Origin of the sequence: Candidatus Nitrospira neomarina, assembly GCF_032051675.1 — a bacterium.
Lineage (GTDB): Bacteria > Nitrospirota > Nitrospiria > Nitrospirales > UBA8639 > Nitrospira_E > Nitrospira_E neomarina.
The window spans coordinates 145,546-161,707 of record NZ_CP116968.1 but is presented as its reverse complement, the minus strand read 5'-3'; the positions used below and the strand labels follow the sequence as shown (position 1 = coordinate 161,707).

Here is a 16,162-nt window from a genome sequence, read left to right as displayed (position 1 = left end):
CGTGACACTGTCAAAATTGACAGGTGAGGCATAAAATTTCAGGCAGATTTTTTCATGGTCTGTGCGAAGCGCGACCATCAGAGCGGAATTGTTGTGCCTTGTCATTCCAAAGTCGACGGGCGAAGGGAGCAAAATAGAGTCATTCAGGGCTCTATCCTATTTTCTAGAATCCCAGGAAATACAACAGGTACAACACCACAAAAGACGTGTCGCCAGCCGCCACGAATGTTCCGACGGATGTTTTTTTGACGGGACCAAGAAAGATGAAACCCGCAAAGACTATTTTTTCCAGAGTGGCCACGACAAGGACAGGATCACGCGTACTTGAATCATAGGCGCTATACACCAACAACGCGCCAACCAAAAAGATCAGCAATCCCCAATGCTTGGCCAGGAGAAGGATTGTGGGTTCGGAAGGTTCCACCTCATACAGCAGCTTAAGAATCAGGCGAGGAGCCAAAAATTGCACACTGGCACCCATGGTCGCCACACCCGACACCAATAAAATAAGTTGGATATGTTCGGTAATCATAATGGTGATAATCTCCCGCAAACTCTAAGGTTGGCACTAGCCATAGCCGCATCCCCGAAAAAATTAGGGTCCGTTACCAGTTTTCATCCGCTTCACAGAAACCATCCACACATTGGGGTTGAAATTTATGAATTGGCTTAATATTTCTGGAAAGGGTAAATGACTTTCCAGTCCTTCTTCATGTCCACAACTGTCCACCCACGCTTCTGAGCTTCATCTAAGGCTTTGTCAAGATGACCAATTTTAGACTTTCGGTCATACACCCACTCCCGCTCGGCATCCGTATGGTGGACCAACAGCATGAACCGTGGCCCTTTCCCTGCTGCCGTCCATTGGAGCATTTGCAAATCGCCATCGGAGTTGCCGAACGCCGCGATAGGCCGGCGGCCGATGAACTTGTGAATGCCCACTGGCTTGCCTGCTTTGTCGTCGATGAAGTCAATTTCAGGGAGACGAACAAGCACTGGGTTCCCATTACGTAACTCCAACTTCACCTTGATACTGCTTCCAATAACCTGCTCGCGGGGGATGCCATAAATGTTTTCCGTCCAGGGCCGCATGAATTCAATCCCGCCCCCGGACACAATATAGGTCTTGAAGTCATGGGCCCGAAGATACATTAGCAACTCAAGCATCGGCTGGAAGACGAGATCCGTATACGGCCGCTTGAAGCGGGGATGCCTGGCCATACCCAGCCAGTCTGTGACGATCTGTTCGAACTCCGTCGTCATCATTCCCGCGTGCGAAGCCATGACGAGTTGTATCAACCCTTTTTCACCGGAAGCGGCGAGTGCCGCCATATCATTTTCCAGGACCGCCTTGAAGGGCATCTGGGTCTGCCATTCAGGATGCGTTGGGGCTAATTCTTTGATGCGATCGATGGCAAAGAGCAGTTGGAAATAGGCAGGTTGCTCAGACCACAAGGTACCATCGTTATCAAACACCGCCATGCGTTGATCCACCGGCACGAATTCAGGCTTACCTTCCGTGGTCGTTCGCTCAACGAAATGAATGATCGCTTGCCTGCTGGTTCCCTCATTCCAAGACGGCAGTGGATCTTTCGCATAGGCATAGTCAGCGGATACGGCCAAACAGAAATACAGCAATCCAATAAACCACAATCGAACTTTCGGAATTTTCCTAAGCATGATGATTCCCTCTTGTATTATTGGGATTTCGTTTTAAAAAAACTGTGTCCTTCGGGTTTGGAACGAAAAAGACCGCGCCCGGCGCATGGCCAAGCGCGGTCTTTTCTAAACCGGAATCCTACCGAAGTTATCTCCCCTGCGCGGGCGTCTGTAAACTCTCCAGCACCCGGTCGACCGTGAAACTGGCCGCCTTTTGTCGTGGCGGAAATTCCTGGAAGGTCTGCAGGAACTCGCCCACAATGGCCTGTGCCGGGACGAATAAGAACACATGATCAATCAGCCAATCCCAATAGGTGTTTGAGGTCACGTCCGCCCGTTCATACGGATCCATCCGTAGATTGAAGAGTTTGGGCGCACGCAGTTGAGTAAAAGGTTCAAACCAAATCTGCAGGGTACCCCGTTGCCTTTGCTCAGCGAAGACCACCTTCCAGTTATCGTAACGGAGTCCGGTCAAGTTCCCATCATCGGAGAAATAAAAGTATTCCTGACGTGGGCCTTTCTTTTCCTGCCCGGTGAGAAACGGCAGAAAGTTATAGCCATCGAGATGGACTTTGAAATTCTTTTCACCCGCTTTATGGCCTTTCAGGAGTTTCCCCTTGATGTCAGGATCTCCGGCGGCCGCAAGCAGCGTAGGCATCCAGTCCATGTGCGACATAACCTCATTGGAGATCGAACCGGCCTTGATCTTACCCGGCCACCGCACCATGGCAGGAACGCGGTAGGCGCCTTCCCAGTTGGAGTTCTTTTCATTCCTGAAAGGGGTCATGCCGCTATCAGGCCACGAGTTCATGTGCGGTCCATTGTCGGTTCCGTACATCACAATTGTGTTGTCGGCGATGCCCAGTTCATCAAGCTTGTTGAGAACCTGGCCGACGTTTTTGTCATGGTCGATCATGGTGTCATGATAGGGACTCTGCCAGCGACCGGCCTGCCCCACACTTTCCGACTTCGGATGGGTCCGGAAATGCATGTGCGTGAAATTCACCCACACGAACATCGGCTTACCCGCCTTGTGCTGTTTCTCGATGAATTCATTGGCTCGAGCCGCAATGTCGTCGTCAATGGTTTCCATGCGCTTCTTCGTCAATGGTCCGGTATCGGTAATCCTGCCATCGGAAAAACTGTGGATCACACCGCGTGGACCGTATTTCTTTTTGAAATTAGGGAAGTCCGAGGCCTTCGGATAGTCAGGCAGCTCCGGCTCCTCCTCGGCATTTAGATGATAGAGATTGCCGTAAAACTCATCAAAGCCATGGTTGCTGGGAAGCATCTCATCCTTGTCGCCCAGGTGATTTTTGCCGAACTGGCCGGTGGCGTAGCCCAGCGGTTTCAGGAGTTCGGCAATCGTGGGATCTTCCTTTCGCATACCGAGGTCGGCCCCCGGTAATCCCACTTTACTCAGCCCGGTGCGGAAGACACTCTGCCCGGTAATGAAGGCCGAACGGCCGGCCGTGCAACTCTGCTCCGCGTAATAGTCCGTAAAAATCATGCCTTCATGGGCTACACGGTCAATATTGGGCGTCTGATAACCCATCATGCCTTTCGTGTAGGCGCTGATATTACTTCGCCCGATGTCATCCCCCCAGATGATGACGATGTTCGGTTTGTCCTGTGCCCCAACGGGTAAAACCATAGCCAAAATGAAAGCCAAGGCCAGCAGAATTTTGAACGGTTGAAAACATTTCATACCCACCCTCCTTTATCCTATTAGAAGTGGAAATATGATGAATATCGAATTAAAGAACCAAAGTCTTTTATAGCCCAGGGCGTCATACCTTCCTACTGTCAAAAATGACAGTGTTTTTGGATGCCCGGGCGGGTTGAGAAAGAAAAGGCACATTGAAGGATCATGGGACGAGTGGTCCTGGAGTGCCACTCATGTATTAACCTGGCACCCCGCCAGAATAACGGAGGTAAAGCCGTTCAGCAAAAAAAACCACCAATCCGGCATTCATTACCTGTGTCATTCATACTGGCTGTTGAGGGCCTCAACGCGTTTTGGTTCTTCGGTCCGGCGTTGAACACATGCAACAGAGGGATGAGAAGCAGGAGTATTTGAGAATAATATTTAAAGCCGGACTCCATTTACGAATTGTCGTTCAGGCCTTCGGAAGAGGAGGTAAAACATCGATTTTCCAGAGCTTCATGAATGGCCATATTCAAGTCCGTCGCTAAACAAGCTTTCAGGACATATCCCTGATAACCGATGGCTTGGGCTTCATGAAGAATTTCCTGATCATCCTCAACGGTCAGGAATATGATTTTTGTCTTACCAGCTATTTGTTTGAGGCGGCGGGCACAGGTGAAGCCATCCATTCCGGGCATGGAGATATCAAGAAGGACCACCGCAGGCTTTAGAACCGGAACCCGTTCTAAGACAGCCTGTCCGTCCGTCACTGATTCCACCAAGGTGTATGCAGGGTTGAGAATGCGTTGAACGAAGGATTGCATTTCCACGGTATCGTCCGCTAGCAAAATGGATATGCGCTCCATACACGGTTCATTTCATAAAAGGTTTTCACAGATGCAGTGTCGTCACGCAGTGTTGAGGAAACATGTCAATGGCCGATCACCATGCGAGTGACCATTTAAATGTTTGCGATGGTGGAAGTATAGGCAGGTGCAGACGAGAAGGAACTGTTACTTTTAACAGGTGCACACAAACCGGTGGAGGAGGATGGAGGTTATTTTGCAAGAAGACCTTCTTGCATGGCCAGATGGATGAGTTCGGCACCGGATTTCATTCGAAGGTCTTCCATCATGCGGTATTTGTGAAAAGCGACGGTTCGGGGAGTGACGTGAAGGATCGAACCGATTTGTTTCATGGAATGGCCTTCCCCCAGCAGTTGTAGGACCTCCCGCTGTCGCGAAGTGAGCTTCTGGGTCATCAGTCTTTTTCCGGTCCCCTGAACGAATTTTTTCTCCATGGCTTGCTTCAGGAGAGGCGTAATATACACTCGACCCTGCACCACTTCCCGTAGCGCATGGAATAATTCAGAGGCAGCGGAATTTTTGATGAGATACCCGGAGGCTCCAGCCTGTATGGCTTCATTCACCAATTCGGGGTCTTCATCCACGGTCAAATACACGAGTTGAATTTCCGGCATCAATTTTTTAATTTGCCGACCCGCCTCAAGCCCATTCAATAAGGGCATGTGCATATCCAGTAAAATGATGTCCGGCCGGAGCTTCCGTGCTTCGTGCAGCACACTACGGCCATTCTGCAACTTGCCCACAACCGTGAAGTCAGGTTCGAGCAATTTGGAAAAAGCGTCCAACAGCAATGCATGATCATCCGCCAGGAGGATTCGATGAAGGAGCATGGCGTTTCCCTTTCGAAGATCGGGTAACTTGAATTGACAATGAATGAATTATTTTTGGTAATAATCCGTCCCAGGGAGGGGGATCTCTACCGTAATTTGCGTCCCTTTGTCTGGCTTGGATTTGACCGTGATGCTTCCTCCCAAGATTCGAGCCCGTTCTTCCATACTGAGAAGCCCGAGACCGACCATTTCCTTTATGGTATGCTCTTTAAAGCCTACCCCCCAATCGGTAATCTTTACGTAGACCTTGTGTGTTGTGCCTCGTAACTCTAAAAACGCTTGAGAAACCTGGCTATATTTTTTAGCATTCCACAAGGCTTCTTGAATGATTCGAAACAGGCCGAGATCGATGTGTTTCGGCAAGACCTTTGGAAAATTGCTTTCAAACACCTTTACCGAAAAAGAGCACAGCGTTTTCAATTCTCGAACATATCCCTTCACGGTTGGGAGTAATCCCAACTTCTCCAATTTCGTGGGATAAAAATGGTGGGAGAGATGGTACAGATCGGATGAGAGCCTTTTGATCTGTTCTGTCAACGGTCGGGCGGCGTGCTCAAGGTCCTCCTGACCGTCTGCCCCCTTCCTTGTGAGTAATTGTAATTCGACCGCCATGAGGGCTAACCGCTGACTGAAATCATCATGCAATTCTCTGGCAATCCGCTGCCGTTCCTCTTCCTGTGCTTGGAAGATCCGGCAAGTAACTTCATGTAAGATCTGCTTCGCCTTTGCAACTTCTGAGATGTCTACACAGGATCCGATGTAACCGGCAAATATTTCGTCGGGAGTAAACAGGGGAGCACCCGTGTCCATGATCCAACGATATGCCCCATCGTGACAACGGAGTCGGAAGGACATTTTAAAATCTTGGCGGGCGTCAAAGGCTGTGGTATAGGTCTCCTGACATTGCTTGAGGTCATCTGGATGGACCCCCTCTGACCAGCCATTTCCCATTTCCTGTTCCAGCGTGCGGCCGGTACATTCAAGCCATGCCTTGTTAAAGTAATTAAATTGTTTGTCCGTTCCGGCCATCCACATCATGACGGGAGCGCACTTCGCAATCATTTGGACATAATCAATAGGTTGAGTCATTTCTTGTTCAGGCATTTTTCACTCTGTGATTTTTTCGACAATCTTCTGCCCTAACTCTTACTTGAAAGAGAGTTCTCCGATCATAGGAACGTCGAATGTTTCCGCCTATCCATTTTGCGACAACCCGTGGCGACAGAATTAACTACTTAAATTTTCTCCAGGCGAAACTATCCCTACTCACTCTCCGGAGCAAAATAAATCGCTGTTTGTCTTTTCCTTCTGTCCATAATGGGAACACTTATAAAAAATCCCTTGGGGCAAAATCCCACAATTAATAAGGGCTCAACTACAAATTTCCCAAAACTAACCGTTAAATAGATGCTTTTTGAAGCCCATGCCCCCTTTTCTCAAAAAATAATATTCAATTTGCGTTCCCAAAAAAACCGCCAATCACGCAAACATTAGACAAGGGTGGAAGTTTCCATGCATGCCGTTCAGAGGTAACCCGTGAGGTCCAAAATGTAATTAAAGGGAAAGGGTTGCTCCCCCGAATTAAAGGATGTCGGTGGGAGATGAGACATTACCACCAATGGTATTTAACCGTGTTTGGAAATCAGAACGCCGTGGACCAGGGGAGGCAACATCCAGATAATCCTCCCGCGAGCGCTGACACTTTTAAAACCCAGGCTCCAGAAATAGCAGCAATGTGAGTGCTGCTCCCGAAAAGAAAGAGCAGTCTTCTTCTGTTCAGCCTTCTTGAGAACTTCACTCAATGACATACGATGCGTTTCACGTACACCGCTGACAGTGTTGTTCGATAAATTGTATGAAGGAAACGGTTCTTTGAAATCAGTGGAGGCAGCCCCCTCTGTCCCATCCCGGAAGATGCAGACTTAGCAGTGCGGTTGACCTGTTTGGAGACAGACCTGCAACCAGTGTTTCAGCTCAACCAACAACCTCCCAATCGCTTTCTGAGCAGCTTGCACGCCGCCATAAGCATCTTCGCTGGGCGCCACTTCATAAAATTCGAAACTCCTCGTTCCAATGACGCGCGGGTCAAAAACGGTCACCAGTTGTGCCCGCAGTGCCAATCGAATTCGACTCGGCTGTTGTGTGAATTCCTGAACCAACGCCACCTGGGAGAGGTCCAAGCGATAGTCCCCTCGAAGCACGGAAGGCAGCTGAATCACCGCACCCCATTCCCCACTGCCGTCGAGTGCATTCATGATTAACGGGGCCAGCATTCGAGCGGGGGAATCCACCCATTGGCTGGTGGCAAAATAGCGAATTTCATAGGGAACCTGTTCATAGGCCATTCGTTGCGATTCATATCCCGGGGCAGGTTGAGGGAGCGAAACAAGAAGACTTGGCAAATTCGATGGACGGGATCTATCCGTTCCCCGGCCTTCCCCACCCTCCACTCTTTCCAGGACATATGACCGCACCGGCTCATCCGTCCCTCGAGAAAGGGCACAAGCGGAAAGTGCTGTCGAAAGGATGATGGCCGCCAGCAGGAACATGGCTGTCATGTCTTTACTCACCGGGACCTCTGGGTTGAGATGGTCGACCATAAATCAGCGAATCGGGTTCCTGCTCGATTTGATGAGCCACTCGTTGCAACGTGTTTGTCAGCTGCCGGAGTTCGATGACTAATTGCCCTGTTTCACCCAAGGTTTCGCGCGTGAATTGCTGAATCTCCGGCTGGCTTTCCTCAACGATGGACTCCAACGTCTTTCCGGTTCGGGCCAATTCTTCCGCCACCGTCTTGACCGCTGTGACACTCTGGTGAATTCGCGCGACCAGTCTTGGCATGTCCTGGTTCACGGTAGAGGTCAGGATGGCCAGATTCTCGGCAGCTTCAGCCGCCCGGTCGATTCCCTGGACGATGGTTTCCTGATGCCGACTCAAGATGTGAGACACCCTGGCAAGGTCATTCAGAATACCTTCCATCTTTAACCGGTTTTCCTCATTCATGAAAGCCGCAGTGCTTTTACTCAACCCATGCAGGCTACTCAAAAGCTTGGAAAGCCCCTGCTCTGAGAGGAGACGCGAAATGGCCATATCCAAACGAAAGAAGAGCGAGGGTTTCGTCTGAATGACCGGATAGGCTTGACCCGGCTCGGGTTCCAATCTCGGTGCCTCGCGACTTCCTCCTTCCAAATTCATCGTCGCCAATCCGGTTAATCCTTGCGTCTCCAACGTCGCAACCGTATCGGTCTTGATAGGTGTGCCCCGAAGAATATCAAGCGTCAAACGCACCTCCTCGGTATTATCCGGATTCAATGCAATCTCTTTCACTCGCCCCACATTCACGCCCCGATATTTCACCGTCGAGTCGACGCTTAACCCGGACACGGATTGCCGCATGTAGGCATGGTACTGGTCATATGCACCGCGGTAATCTGATTTCCCCAACCACAACACCATTCCCACCGCAATTGCACCCAGCACAAAGACGAACACTCCGACAATGACGTAATTCCCTCGCGGTTCCATCATGAAACCTCATATTGACTCTGGGCCGCCCTTCCCCGGGGACCATGGAAATATTCATGAATAATCTGGTCGCGTGATTCCGCTAGTTCGTGCATCGTGCCTACCCCCAGGATGGTGCCGTTCCCGAGCACGGCGACACGATCGGCGATGCGCCAGAGAGAATCAAGGTCATGCGTGACCATCACCACCGTTAATCCTAGTACCGCTTTCAACTGCAGGACCAAGGCATCAAATCCGGCCGCAATGATGGGATCTAAACCGGCAGTGGGTTCATCTAAAAAAAGGAGTTCCGGATCCATGACAATCGCCCGTGCCAAGGCCGCTCGTCGCCGCATACCCCCACTTAATTCACTGGGGAATTTATCGGCACTGTCCATAGGCAATTCCACCGTGGCAATTTTCACGGCCACAATGTCGCGAATCAATTCCGCTGAAACATCCGTATGCTCTCTTAACGGCACGGCCACATTTTCCGCCAACGTCAGCGAACTGAATAAACCGCCCTGCTGAAACATGACCCCCAAACGCCGGTACACATTCTGTGCCCCCCGCTCTCCCATCCCTGACACGTTTTGTCCGAAAAGACGAATCGTCCCCTCGGCCGGTGTATGTAATCCAATGATTTCCCGGAGAAGTGTGGATTTCCCTGAACCATTGCCACCGGCGATGGCAAAGATTTCCCCAGACATAATCGTTAAATTGACATCCTCATGAACAACGGCGTCACCAAACCGGGTACACACGTGGCTCACTTCAATAACAGGATTTGCGTGATGAATAGCTTCTGATGCCATCGTTAAATATTCCACCAACTAAAGACAATGCTACACACCGCATCAAACACGATAACCAGAAAAATACTTTGAACCACCCCAATCGTGGTTCTCTTTCCCACATCATCGACATTACCCCTGATCTGAAGCCCCTGATAACAGCCGACCATGGCGATGATCACGGCGAAACAGGGGGCTTTCCCAATCCCAATGAAAAAGTGCCGGAGCGCCACGGATTCTTCAAATCGACTTACAAACTCCACTCCGCTGACATTCAGCTGACTGGAAGCCACCAATGCCCCTCCGATGACTCCCAGAATATCCGCATACACCGTCAAAAGGGGAACCGCGATGACGAGCGCAAAGACCCGCGGAAGTACCAGCAATTGCATGGGCGAAAGTCCCAGGGTCCTGACGGCATCCAACTCTTCCGTCACCTTCATCGTTCCAATCTGAGCGGCATAGGCTGATCCCGAACGCCCGGCAATCAGAATGGCCACGATCAAGGGAGAAATTTCACGAAACAATGAGATGCCGACGAGATCCACCACAAAAATATTGGCTCCAAACTGACGCAATTGTTCGGCACCCTGATACGCAATCACCACACCCATAAGAAAAGCGAGTAACCCGGTAATCGGCAACGCATGATAACCATCCCGGTCCAGGCTATGGAACAACGCCCTCCATCGGATTAATGAAGGTCGTCGGAGTGAGCGGAAAATATGAACCGTCGCCTCTCCGACAAACGCGAGCGCGTTCACCATATGTCCGGCATGCCGGGACACCCACCATATGAAATTTTTCTGTTTATGCTCTTTCCCAGGCAATGCGGGATGAACTCGATCCCAATGGCTCGAGACTAATTGCATCAGTTCCTCAAACTCCGGACGGAGGCCTTCAACCGAGACTTGGTGTCCTTTGGAACGAAGCTCCATAATCGTCCGATACAGCACAATCGCACCACCCGTATCCATGGCCCGAATATTCACCACATCCCAAACCAGATCTCTCACCAGCGGCCACTGGATTTCCGTCAGTATCGTATTCAGCATTGTGAGATGAGGTATGATCCATGACCCTTCACAACGAATGATGGAATCATCCATGATGAGGACATGAGGCTCTCTATCTTGAGGTGTTCCAGTCATAGGTAACCGGAAAAGTTGCGTGAGAAGATTACCAAAAGGCTTTGGGAACCAAAGCCGGGTCTTGCGTCCTTTCTCTAGGGCAAACCAACGGCAATGGGAATGCCTGGAAATATGAACAGCGCCATAAACTTTTCTCCCGTATGGTGATTTCTTGAAAAACCATATTAGAACCCCGGACTGGGGATGTTTTTCTTAAAATCACCTCTCAATACCCTACCAAAAATGATATTTCTTCCACATTGGGGACAGTGGCGCGAAATGCTACATCTGAGATGTTATCTATTTTCAAAATTCTCCGAAAAACCCTGAGTCCTGAATGTTGTATCCTTTGAGCACAACCCTTGCTGTCGTGTTTCTCTCAGGAGTAAAGATGAATATTTTTTGCCAAAAGATTTCAGCCATTTTAAAGATAGGCTTGAATGAAGGGAGAGATTTGTTGGAAGGAAAGACAAAGTTTCTCAATTGGAGTTAACTTGTTGGGGAGAGTGGAATCCAGGCAGTAACGGTGGTGCCTTTACCCTGGGTGGCCTTGACCTCAAAGGTGCCTTGCACCACACGAATTCGTTCTTTCATTCCAATCAGCCCTAACCCGCGAGTGCCTCGCAAGCCAGACTCAGGGATGAATCCTTTACCGTTATCCGTAATGACAAGTTGGAGGCCACTCTCTACCCCTCTCACTTCCACAGACACTTGCGACGCCTCCGCATGCTTCGCCACATTTCGTAAACATTCCTGCGTCAACCGATACACACATGACGCAATATCCTGAGGCAGGAGCTGAGGGACATCCCGGGGTTGAAACATGACCGCAATGTTCTCCCATTGAGAAAATTCTTTAATAGAAGACTGGAGTGCCACGACTAACCCCAGGTCATCCAAAATCGACGGATGAAGCTGATAGGCCAGATGCAGGACGCTATCGGAAAGCCTAGACACTTGATCATTCAGGTGGTGAAGAGCCTTCTGCATCGGATCCGACTCCGGCAGAGACCTCTGAATAGAGTCTATCTCGAGGGAGAGCATGGCTAAGCGTTGATTCATATCATCGTGCAATTCACGAGAGAGACGGCGGCGCTCATCTTCCTGAGCAGAAATGAGTTGTGCACCAAGAGCCCGGAGCTCTTCCTGGCTCTGCTCGAGTTCCCGCTCTCTGTGCTTGAGGGCCCGTTCTGCCTCCTTGCGTGCCGTGATATCCCGGACAATACCCGTAAAAAAGATCTCTCCGTGCTTGTGCCAATATCCCAGAGACAGTTCAAGAGGGAATTCGCTGCCGTCCCGTCGAAGTCCCATCAGCTCAAACATTTCTCCTTCAACGGTCTTTCTCCCCGCTCGCGAGGCCCGCAAGATTCCCTGTTGATGAGCCAGACGAAACCGTTCGGGAATAATGCACTCTAACGTCTGACCTTTCATCTCCTCCATCGAAAACCCAAACAAGGCTTCCGCTCCTGTATTCCACAACATGACCTTCCCCTGACTATTCAACGAGATGATCCCCTCGTCGGTTGATTGCACAATCGAAAGTAACTGTTCCCGGCTTTCCCGAAGAGCCACCTCTGCTTGTTCACGCTGACCGATTTCGCGTTGCAGGGCTTGGTTGGACTTGCCCAATTCGAGGTTCAAGGTCATTGAAGCCATCGTGACGGAATGGTTGTGTCGTACGGTGACACACATCATGGTCACGAAAAGGAGACACATGCCTCCCATGGCCATATGCCGTTCATCCTCCAGGAGAGAGAAATGAACGATGAGCGGGGTCATGGCCGGGAGAACATAGGCATAAAAAGCCCCTTGCAAGGGCGCATAGACTGCGGTCGCCCCGGCAATCATGCCTCCTACCACAAATGCCAAAAAAATCTGATGCGGAATGGAGCTTTCAGGAAAGAGTACGACACCGGTTGTCCCCCAAAGAATGCCGGAGGCAAGGGTCCCGCCTAGAAATCTCCGCCCCCAGCGATGGGAATCTTGCGGATGTCGAGATGCGTTTGTAAATTGATACCAGAGCAGGGTCCATGCCCCGTTGAGCAGGAACAGGCCGGCAAACCAGGTCAGTAACAGGCCATGGGAGATTACGTTCCATTGGATAACAGTCAGAATGGAGCCATTAACCAGAGAGGCAATAATCCCAACCGGTGCAAGGGCATAGAGTTGCTCTATCTGCTGCCCATACAAGAGATCGTGTTCGTGTTTAGCCAACACGGACCCTCCACAAACTCTCCAGGGAACGTTTTGAGACCCTTTTCTGTTTGCAATGTCATACGGACATTCGTGGGAGAATCTTTGTTCACTTGTGGGAACGCTCTTACTGTAGAACTCTTACTTAGGAATCACAAGTGCGCTGAAACCTTTGGCTTCGGACAGGCTCACGTTAAAATAATTGGGTTGGAGCGAACAGCAATAGTAATCCCAGGTTCAGCATCACCAATCCGCTGATCAACTTCAGCCATCGGCCCTCTCGTTCTTGTAATTTACGATGGCTTAGGGTGACCACGGCGATGGTCACCAACACCGCGTCATCGGCAACATAGGCCAGATTGTAGAGACCTATATACCCAAAATATTCCAACGTGGTGAGACCCTGTTGGCTCAACACGTGAGTGAACAGGGCCGGAAACCCGGCCGTACAGACGAACTCGATCATGTTCACCAAAATGGCCAATACCAAAATGCCGATCATGGCCTGGCTCATATGTTCCGCCGCTAAAATTTTCCGGACTCGTGCATACAGTCCGGGTTTGGCTGAATCGGGAATGGCAAGGGAGAGGCCTTGTCCAAACGCTACAAATTCTTTGACGTTCACCAGGCCGATTCCGACGGCCAGTCCGCCCATCATAATCTGAATGATGCGCACATACCCGATGAGCAGGAAGATATTCAGCCAGGCCGCCATGAACGCAAAATACACCATTCCGCTGACCAGGACGAATGTTCCCGCCAGAAGAAACATCTTGCGTCGATCCCGGAGGTTGGCCAACAACGCCAGTAAAAACAGTAGCACCCACATCGCACAGGGATTGAATCCATCAAGAAGACCAAGAAAGACGGTAAAAAGCGGTAGGCCGAGTTCTGGAAGAGTCCGGTCACCCAAAAAAGGAACCTGAATACTCTTCCCCCCAACATTATTTTGCGTGGATACCGGGGGACAGGGCCTATCGGGTTCAACCGGACAGGCATCATCAGAAGACGTTCCTGCCTCCGGGGGTGGTCGCCCTAAGAGTTCTTCCAGTTGCTTCCCGGTTGTCTCCGCAGACTCAAAACCGATGAGCAGCACTCCTCGCGCATAGAAGGCCGGGACTCCCAATTGCGAAAGGCCGAATTTCGCGGCTAATGTTTTTAATCGAAGAAACGCCTGGGGATCTTCCCCTATATCGCGAAGGGTTACGGTGAGCCGGGGATATTGTTGCTTCAGTCGGGTCAGGTAGCTTTTCGCCTTTTCGCAATGCAGGCATCCCTGGCGAACAAACACTTCAAGATCACTCTCAGCCTGCTCCGGAACAACAGCCGGTTTCCCGGACAGCCCAAGCACCGCCACAAGGACAAACGCGACGCATAAGAGGACAGGAGGCCATCCTCGTTTCTTCAAATACCAGGCGCACTGCTGTCCGGTTGGCTTTTGAGAGGTATGAGAGAGAGAAAGCAGATTTTTCCGTTTGCGTAGATTCATTCAGGTGAGAACACCCACCAACATCCCCACTCAACATCGGTTGTCATTTCAAATGTCCATATCCGTGATTGCTAGGAATTTGGGACTACAACGACGAAGGGGCCAGGATTCACCCGGAGCAGCTCCCAATGACCACCATGTTCGCATTGAGAGGCCAATAACCTGAAAAAACCACTCTTTCTGAATCAGAGCGGTAATATACTCCAGGATTACACGTATGAAGACAGCCTCCCGTTATGGATGAGGCATCCGAACAACGTTCTCTTACCATTGGCAAAAGTGAGCCATTAGTTTCTGATAGCAAACTTGCCATCGAGTCTTTTGAGCTTCTCCACGATGCCGGTGTATTCCAATTCGGCCATCGGGAGCATGGCCGGCCCAAAAAATCCTTGGCGGCGCATGTCGATGGATTTTTCCGAAACGCGGGTTCGCACATGGTCCCAAAATGGATGAGCGAAGGCATCCGCCGGTTCCGTCAGTTTGCCTTTCTGCATGGCAAAGGCGGCGCAACTGACGACGGGAGGACCATCGAAATAACTAATGCTGGAATTGAGGGGAACGGGCATAAAGGGCATATTATGAGATCCCCGCATCCCGCCTGCCACGAATGGGCCGATGGCATATGGGGCTAGAACCTCTCCCGTCGCCGGGAAGTTTTTTTGCACACGCACGAGCATAACGGGATCATCCTTCCCGGTATAGCGCCCGGCAATGTTGTGCAATCGTGACGTCGAGACGGCGACGGCCTGTTCGCCTGTGGCCCGGGTCCAAATCGACTCCACGACATACCGCTCCGGATTACGCAACAAGGCGGCCACATCGTATAAATCTTCCGGGGTGTTCAACTCAATGATGCGATCCCCATCAGTACAGTTGACATCCATAATGACAAACTTAAACCCCTCCGACATGGATGGCGCGAGCATGAGGCCCGGCGTGTTCATCGGGTCCGCAAATGCCAGGTAAAGGGGGAGGTTATACGCACCGGGATCTGTCTTATCGGCAGCAAAAAACAAAAATGGTTCATTGGGCCGCTCCTCAAAAGTCATCTCGGCCACTGCCGGCCCCATCCCGCGCACGTTGCCCGAAAACGCGTCTTTCAGCAAATCCTGTCCCGCCCCATAGAGTCCTTGTTCCTTCGCGACCTGCGTCCCGGCAAGAAAAGCCTCCCATGCCATCTTGTGAATGTCCTCATTGCCGACTCCCCTCGTGTGCGTCATGACAATGGCAATGTCGTCCCCAGTAAAACTGATGTACCGATCCTGAATAAGATTTCGGCCATTGGACTCCACCCATGATTGAACAGTTTCCAATAGGCGCTTGGACGGGCATATGTGTCCTCCGATAGAACCGATATCCGCTTTGATTACACTGAGCGTCATGTTCATCATCACACCTCCCCGTTTCTCAAAAAACACGAAGATTTCTTCCGCCTCTCACCACATAGCCTTCAATACTTCTTCGACATATTGCCCATCCCTCCCGCTGAAAAAGCGAACGCTTCGCGGCTGATCATGGCCGGCTTCGAATCCTGGATTTCTGCCGGACAGGAACGTTCGCCCAAGCCTAGGGTTCGGCACCAAATCCTACATGAATGTTTGAGCATCCTTCTCCAGATGACACTCAGGAATTTTTTCCTGGAATTCGGGAATCAGCCTGTGAATCACGATCAGCTTTGGAAAGTTTTTCAGATCGATAATTTTGTTCCCACAGCTTGTCCAGAAAAACTTCTGCAAGATAGGAGCGAGAGACCGTATACCCTTTGTGTGCTGATGGGGTATTCATAAAATTTTCCGTCTCACGTTTTTCTTTCATCTTAAAATCTCCTTACACGAGCTTTAGACGAGCTTTGGCAAAATTTAATACGATTCCCCTTCATGAATGGGATGGAAAATTTTTGGCTACAATGGTCAGCATTTATTTCCCCCTCTTCCAGTGCTGGGCACGTCTCAATACTGCTTCCCTCTCTCGGAGCAGGTTGAAGCAACAATAAGGCCAAATGAATTAATGGCTTTACAATCAACAAGATAATTATTCACAAGCCGGATG

14 protein-coding genes are annotated in these 16,162 nt (G+C 50.5%); all 14 read right to left on the bottom strand.

The annotated features are described in order from the left end of the window. Positions 1-163 precede the first annotated feature (163 nt). Complete coding sequence (locus PQG83_RS00675; protein WP_312745568.1) at positions 164-532, bottom strand: hypothetical protein; 369 nt, start codon at positions 530-532, stop codon at positions 164-166. 137 nt (positions 533-669) lie between these two features. Beyond that, positions 670-1,680 (bottom strand): HAD family hydrolase, encoded by a 1,011-nt coding sequence (locus PQG83_RS00670; protein WP_312745565.1) that lies wholly within the window; start codon positions 1,678-1,680, stop codon positions 670-672. 127 nt (positions 1,681-1,807) lie between these two features. After that, positions 1,808-3,313, bottom strand: a complete 1,506-nt coding sequence (locus PQG83_RS00665; protein ID WP_376753621.1) for an arylsulfatase — start codon at positions 3,311-3,313, stop codon at positions 1,808-1,810. Positions 3,314-3,765: 452 nt separating this feature from the next. Then, positions 3,766-4,173: a response regulator gene (locus tag PQG83_RS00660; protein WP_312745559.1), complete on the bottom strand. Its 408-nt coding sequence runs from the start codon at positions 4,171-4,173 to the stop codon at positions 3,766-3,768. Positions 4,174-4,364: 191 nt separating this feature from the next. Next, entirely contained in the window at positions 4,365-5,003 is a 639-nt protein-coding gene (locus PQG83_RS00655) for a response regulator (protein ID WP_312745557.1), read from the bottom strand. A gap of 48 nt (positions 5,004-5,051) precedes the next feature. Then, positions 5,052-6,107, bottom strand: coding sequence for a PAS domain-containing sensor histidine kinase (locus PQG83_RS00650; RefSeq protein WP_312745554.1), 1,056 nt, complete (start codon positions 6,105-6,107; stop codon positions 5,052-5,054). An 818-nt stretch (positions 6,108-6,925) separates the two neighbouring features. Further along, complete coding sequence (locus PQG83_RS00645) at positions 6,926-7,561, bottom strand: ABC-type transport auxiliary lipoprotein family protein (RefSeq protein WP_312745551.1); 636 nt, start codon at positions 7,559-7,561, stop codon at positions 6,926-6,928. A 4-nt stretch (positions 7,562-7,565) separates the two neighbouring features. Next, entirely contained in the window at positions 7,566-8,531 is a 966-nt protein-coding gene (locus tag PQG83_RS00640; protein WP_312745548.1) for an MlaD family protein, read from the bottom strand. After that, positions 8,528-9,322, bottom strand: coding sequence for an ABC transporter ATP-binding protein (locus PQG83_RS00635; RefSeq protein ID WP_312745546.1), 795 nt, complete (start codon positions 9,320-9,322; stop codon positions 8,528-8,530). The genes PQG83_RS00640 and PQG83_RS00635 overlap by 4 nt, the downstream gene beginning before the upstream one ends. A gap of 2 nt (positions 9,323-9,324) precedes the next feature. Further along, positions 9,325-10,410 (bottom strand): MlaE family ABC transporter permease, encoded by a 1,086-nt coding sequence (locus PQG83_RS00630; RefSeq protein ID WP_312745544.1) that lies wholly within the window; start codon positions 10,408-10,410, stop codon positions 9,325-9,327. Positions 10,411-10,920: 510 nt separating this feature from the next. Then, positions 10,921-12,648 (bottom strand): sensor histidine kinase, encoded by a 1,728-nt coding sequence (locus tag PQG83_RS00625; protein WP_312745542.1) that lies wholly within the window; start codon positions 12,646-12,648, stop codon positions 10,921-10,923. 169 nt (positions 12,649-12,817) lie between these two features. Next, entirely contained in the window at positions 12,818-14,113 is a 1,296-nt protein-coding gene (locus tag PQG83_RS00620) for a glutaredoxin family protein (protein WP_312745540.1), read from the bottom strand. Between the two features lie 287 nt (positions 14,114-14,400). Beyond that, positions 14,401-15,501 (bottom strand): fructose-1,6-bisphosphate aldolase/phosphatase, encoded by a 1,101-nt coding sequence (gene fbp, locus PQG83_RS00615; protein WP_376753620.1) that lies wholly within the window; start codon positions 15,499-15,501, stop codon positions 14,401-14,403. A 235-nt stretch (positions 15,502-15,736) separates the two neighbouring features. Further along, on the bottom strand, positions 15,737-15,928 hold the full coding sequence (locus PQG83_RS00610; RefSeq protein ID WP_312745534.1) for a hypothetical protein: 192 nt from the start codon (positions 15,926-15,928) through the stop codon (positions 15,737-15,739). Positions 15,929-16,162: the final 234 nt, after the last annotated feature.

Coding starts and splice junctions, on each gene's coding strand:
- PQG83_RS00675 (WP_312745568.1), bottom strand. CDS start 532: ATGATTACCGAACATATCCAACTTATTTTATTGGTGTCGGGTGTGGCG.
- PQG83_RS00670 (WP_312745565.1), bottom strand. CDS start 1,680: ATGCTTAGGAAAATTCCGAAAGTTCGATTGTGGTTTATTGGATTGCTG.
- PQG83_RS00665 (WP_376753621.1), bottom strand. CDS start 3,313: ATGGTTTTACCCGTTGGGGCACAGGACAAACCGAACATCGTCATCATC.
- PQG83_RS00660 (WP_312745559.1), bottom strand. CDS start 4,173: ATGGAGCGCATATCCATTTTGCTAGCGGACGATACCGTGGAAATGCAA.
- PQG83_RS00655 (WP_312745557.1), bottom strand. CDS start 5,003: ATGCTCCTTCATCGAATCCTCCTGGCGGATGATCATGCATTGCTGTTG.
- PQG83_RS00650 (WP_312745554.1), bottom strand. CDS start 6,107: ATGCCTGAACAAGAAATGACTCAACCTATTGATTATGTCCAAATGATT.
- PQG83_RS00645 (WP_312745551.1), bottom strand. CDS start 7,561: ATGACAGCCATGTTCCTGCTGGCGGCCATCATCCTTTCGACAGCACTT.
- PQG83_RS00640 (WP_312745548.1), bottom strand. CDS start 8,531: ATGATGGAACCGCGAGGGAATTACGTCATTGTCGGAGTGTTCGTCTTT.
- PQG83_RS00635 (WP_312745546.1), bottom strand. CDS start 9,322: ATGGCATCAGAAGCTATTCATCACGCAAATCCTGTTATTGAAGTGAGC.
- PQG83_RS00630 (WP_312745544.1), bottom strand. CDS start 10,410: ATGGATGATTCCATCATTCGTTGTGAAGGGTCATGGATCATACCTCAT.
- PQG83_RS00620 (WP_312745540.1), bottom strand. CDS start 14,113: ATGAATCTACGCAAACGGAAAAATCTGCTTTCTCTCTCTCATACCTCT.
- fbp (WP_376753620.1), bottom strand. CDS start 15,501: ATGAACATGACGCTCAGTGTAATCAAAGCGGATATCGGTTCTATCGGA.
- PQG83_RS00610 (WP_312745534.1), bottom strand. CDS start 15,928: ATGAAAGAAAAACGTGAGACGGAAAATTTTATGAATACCCCATCAGCA.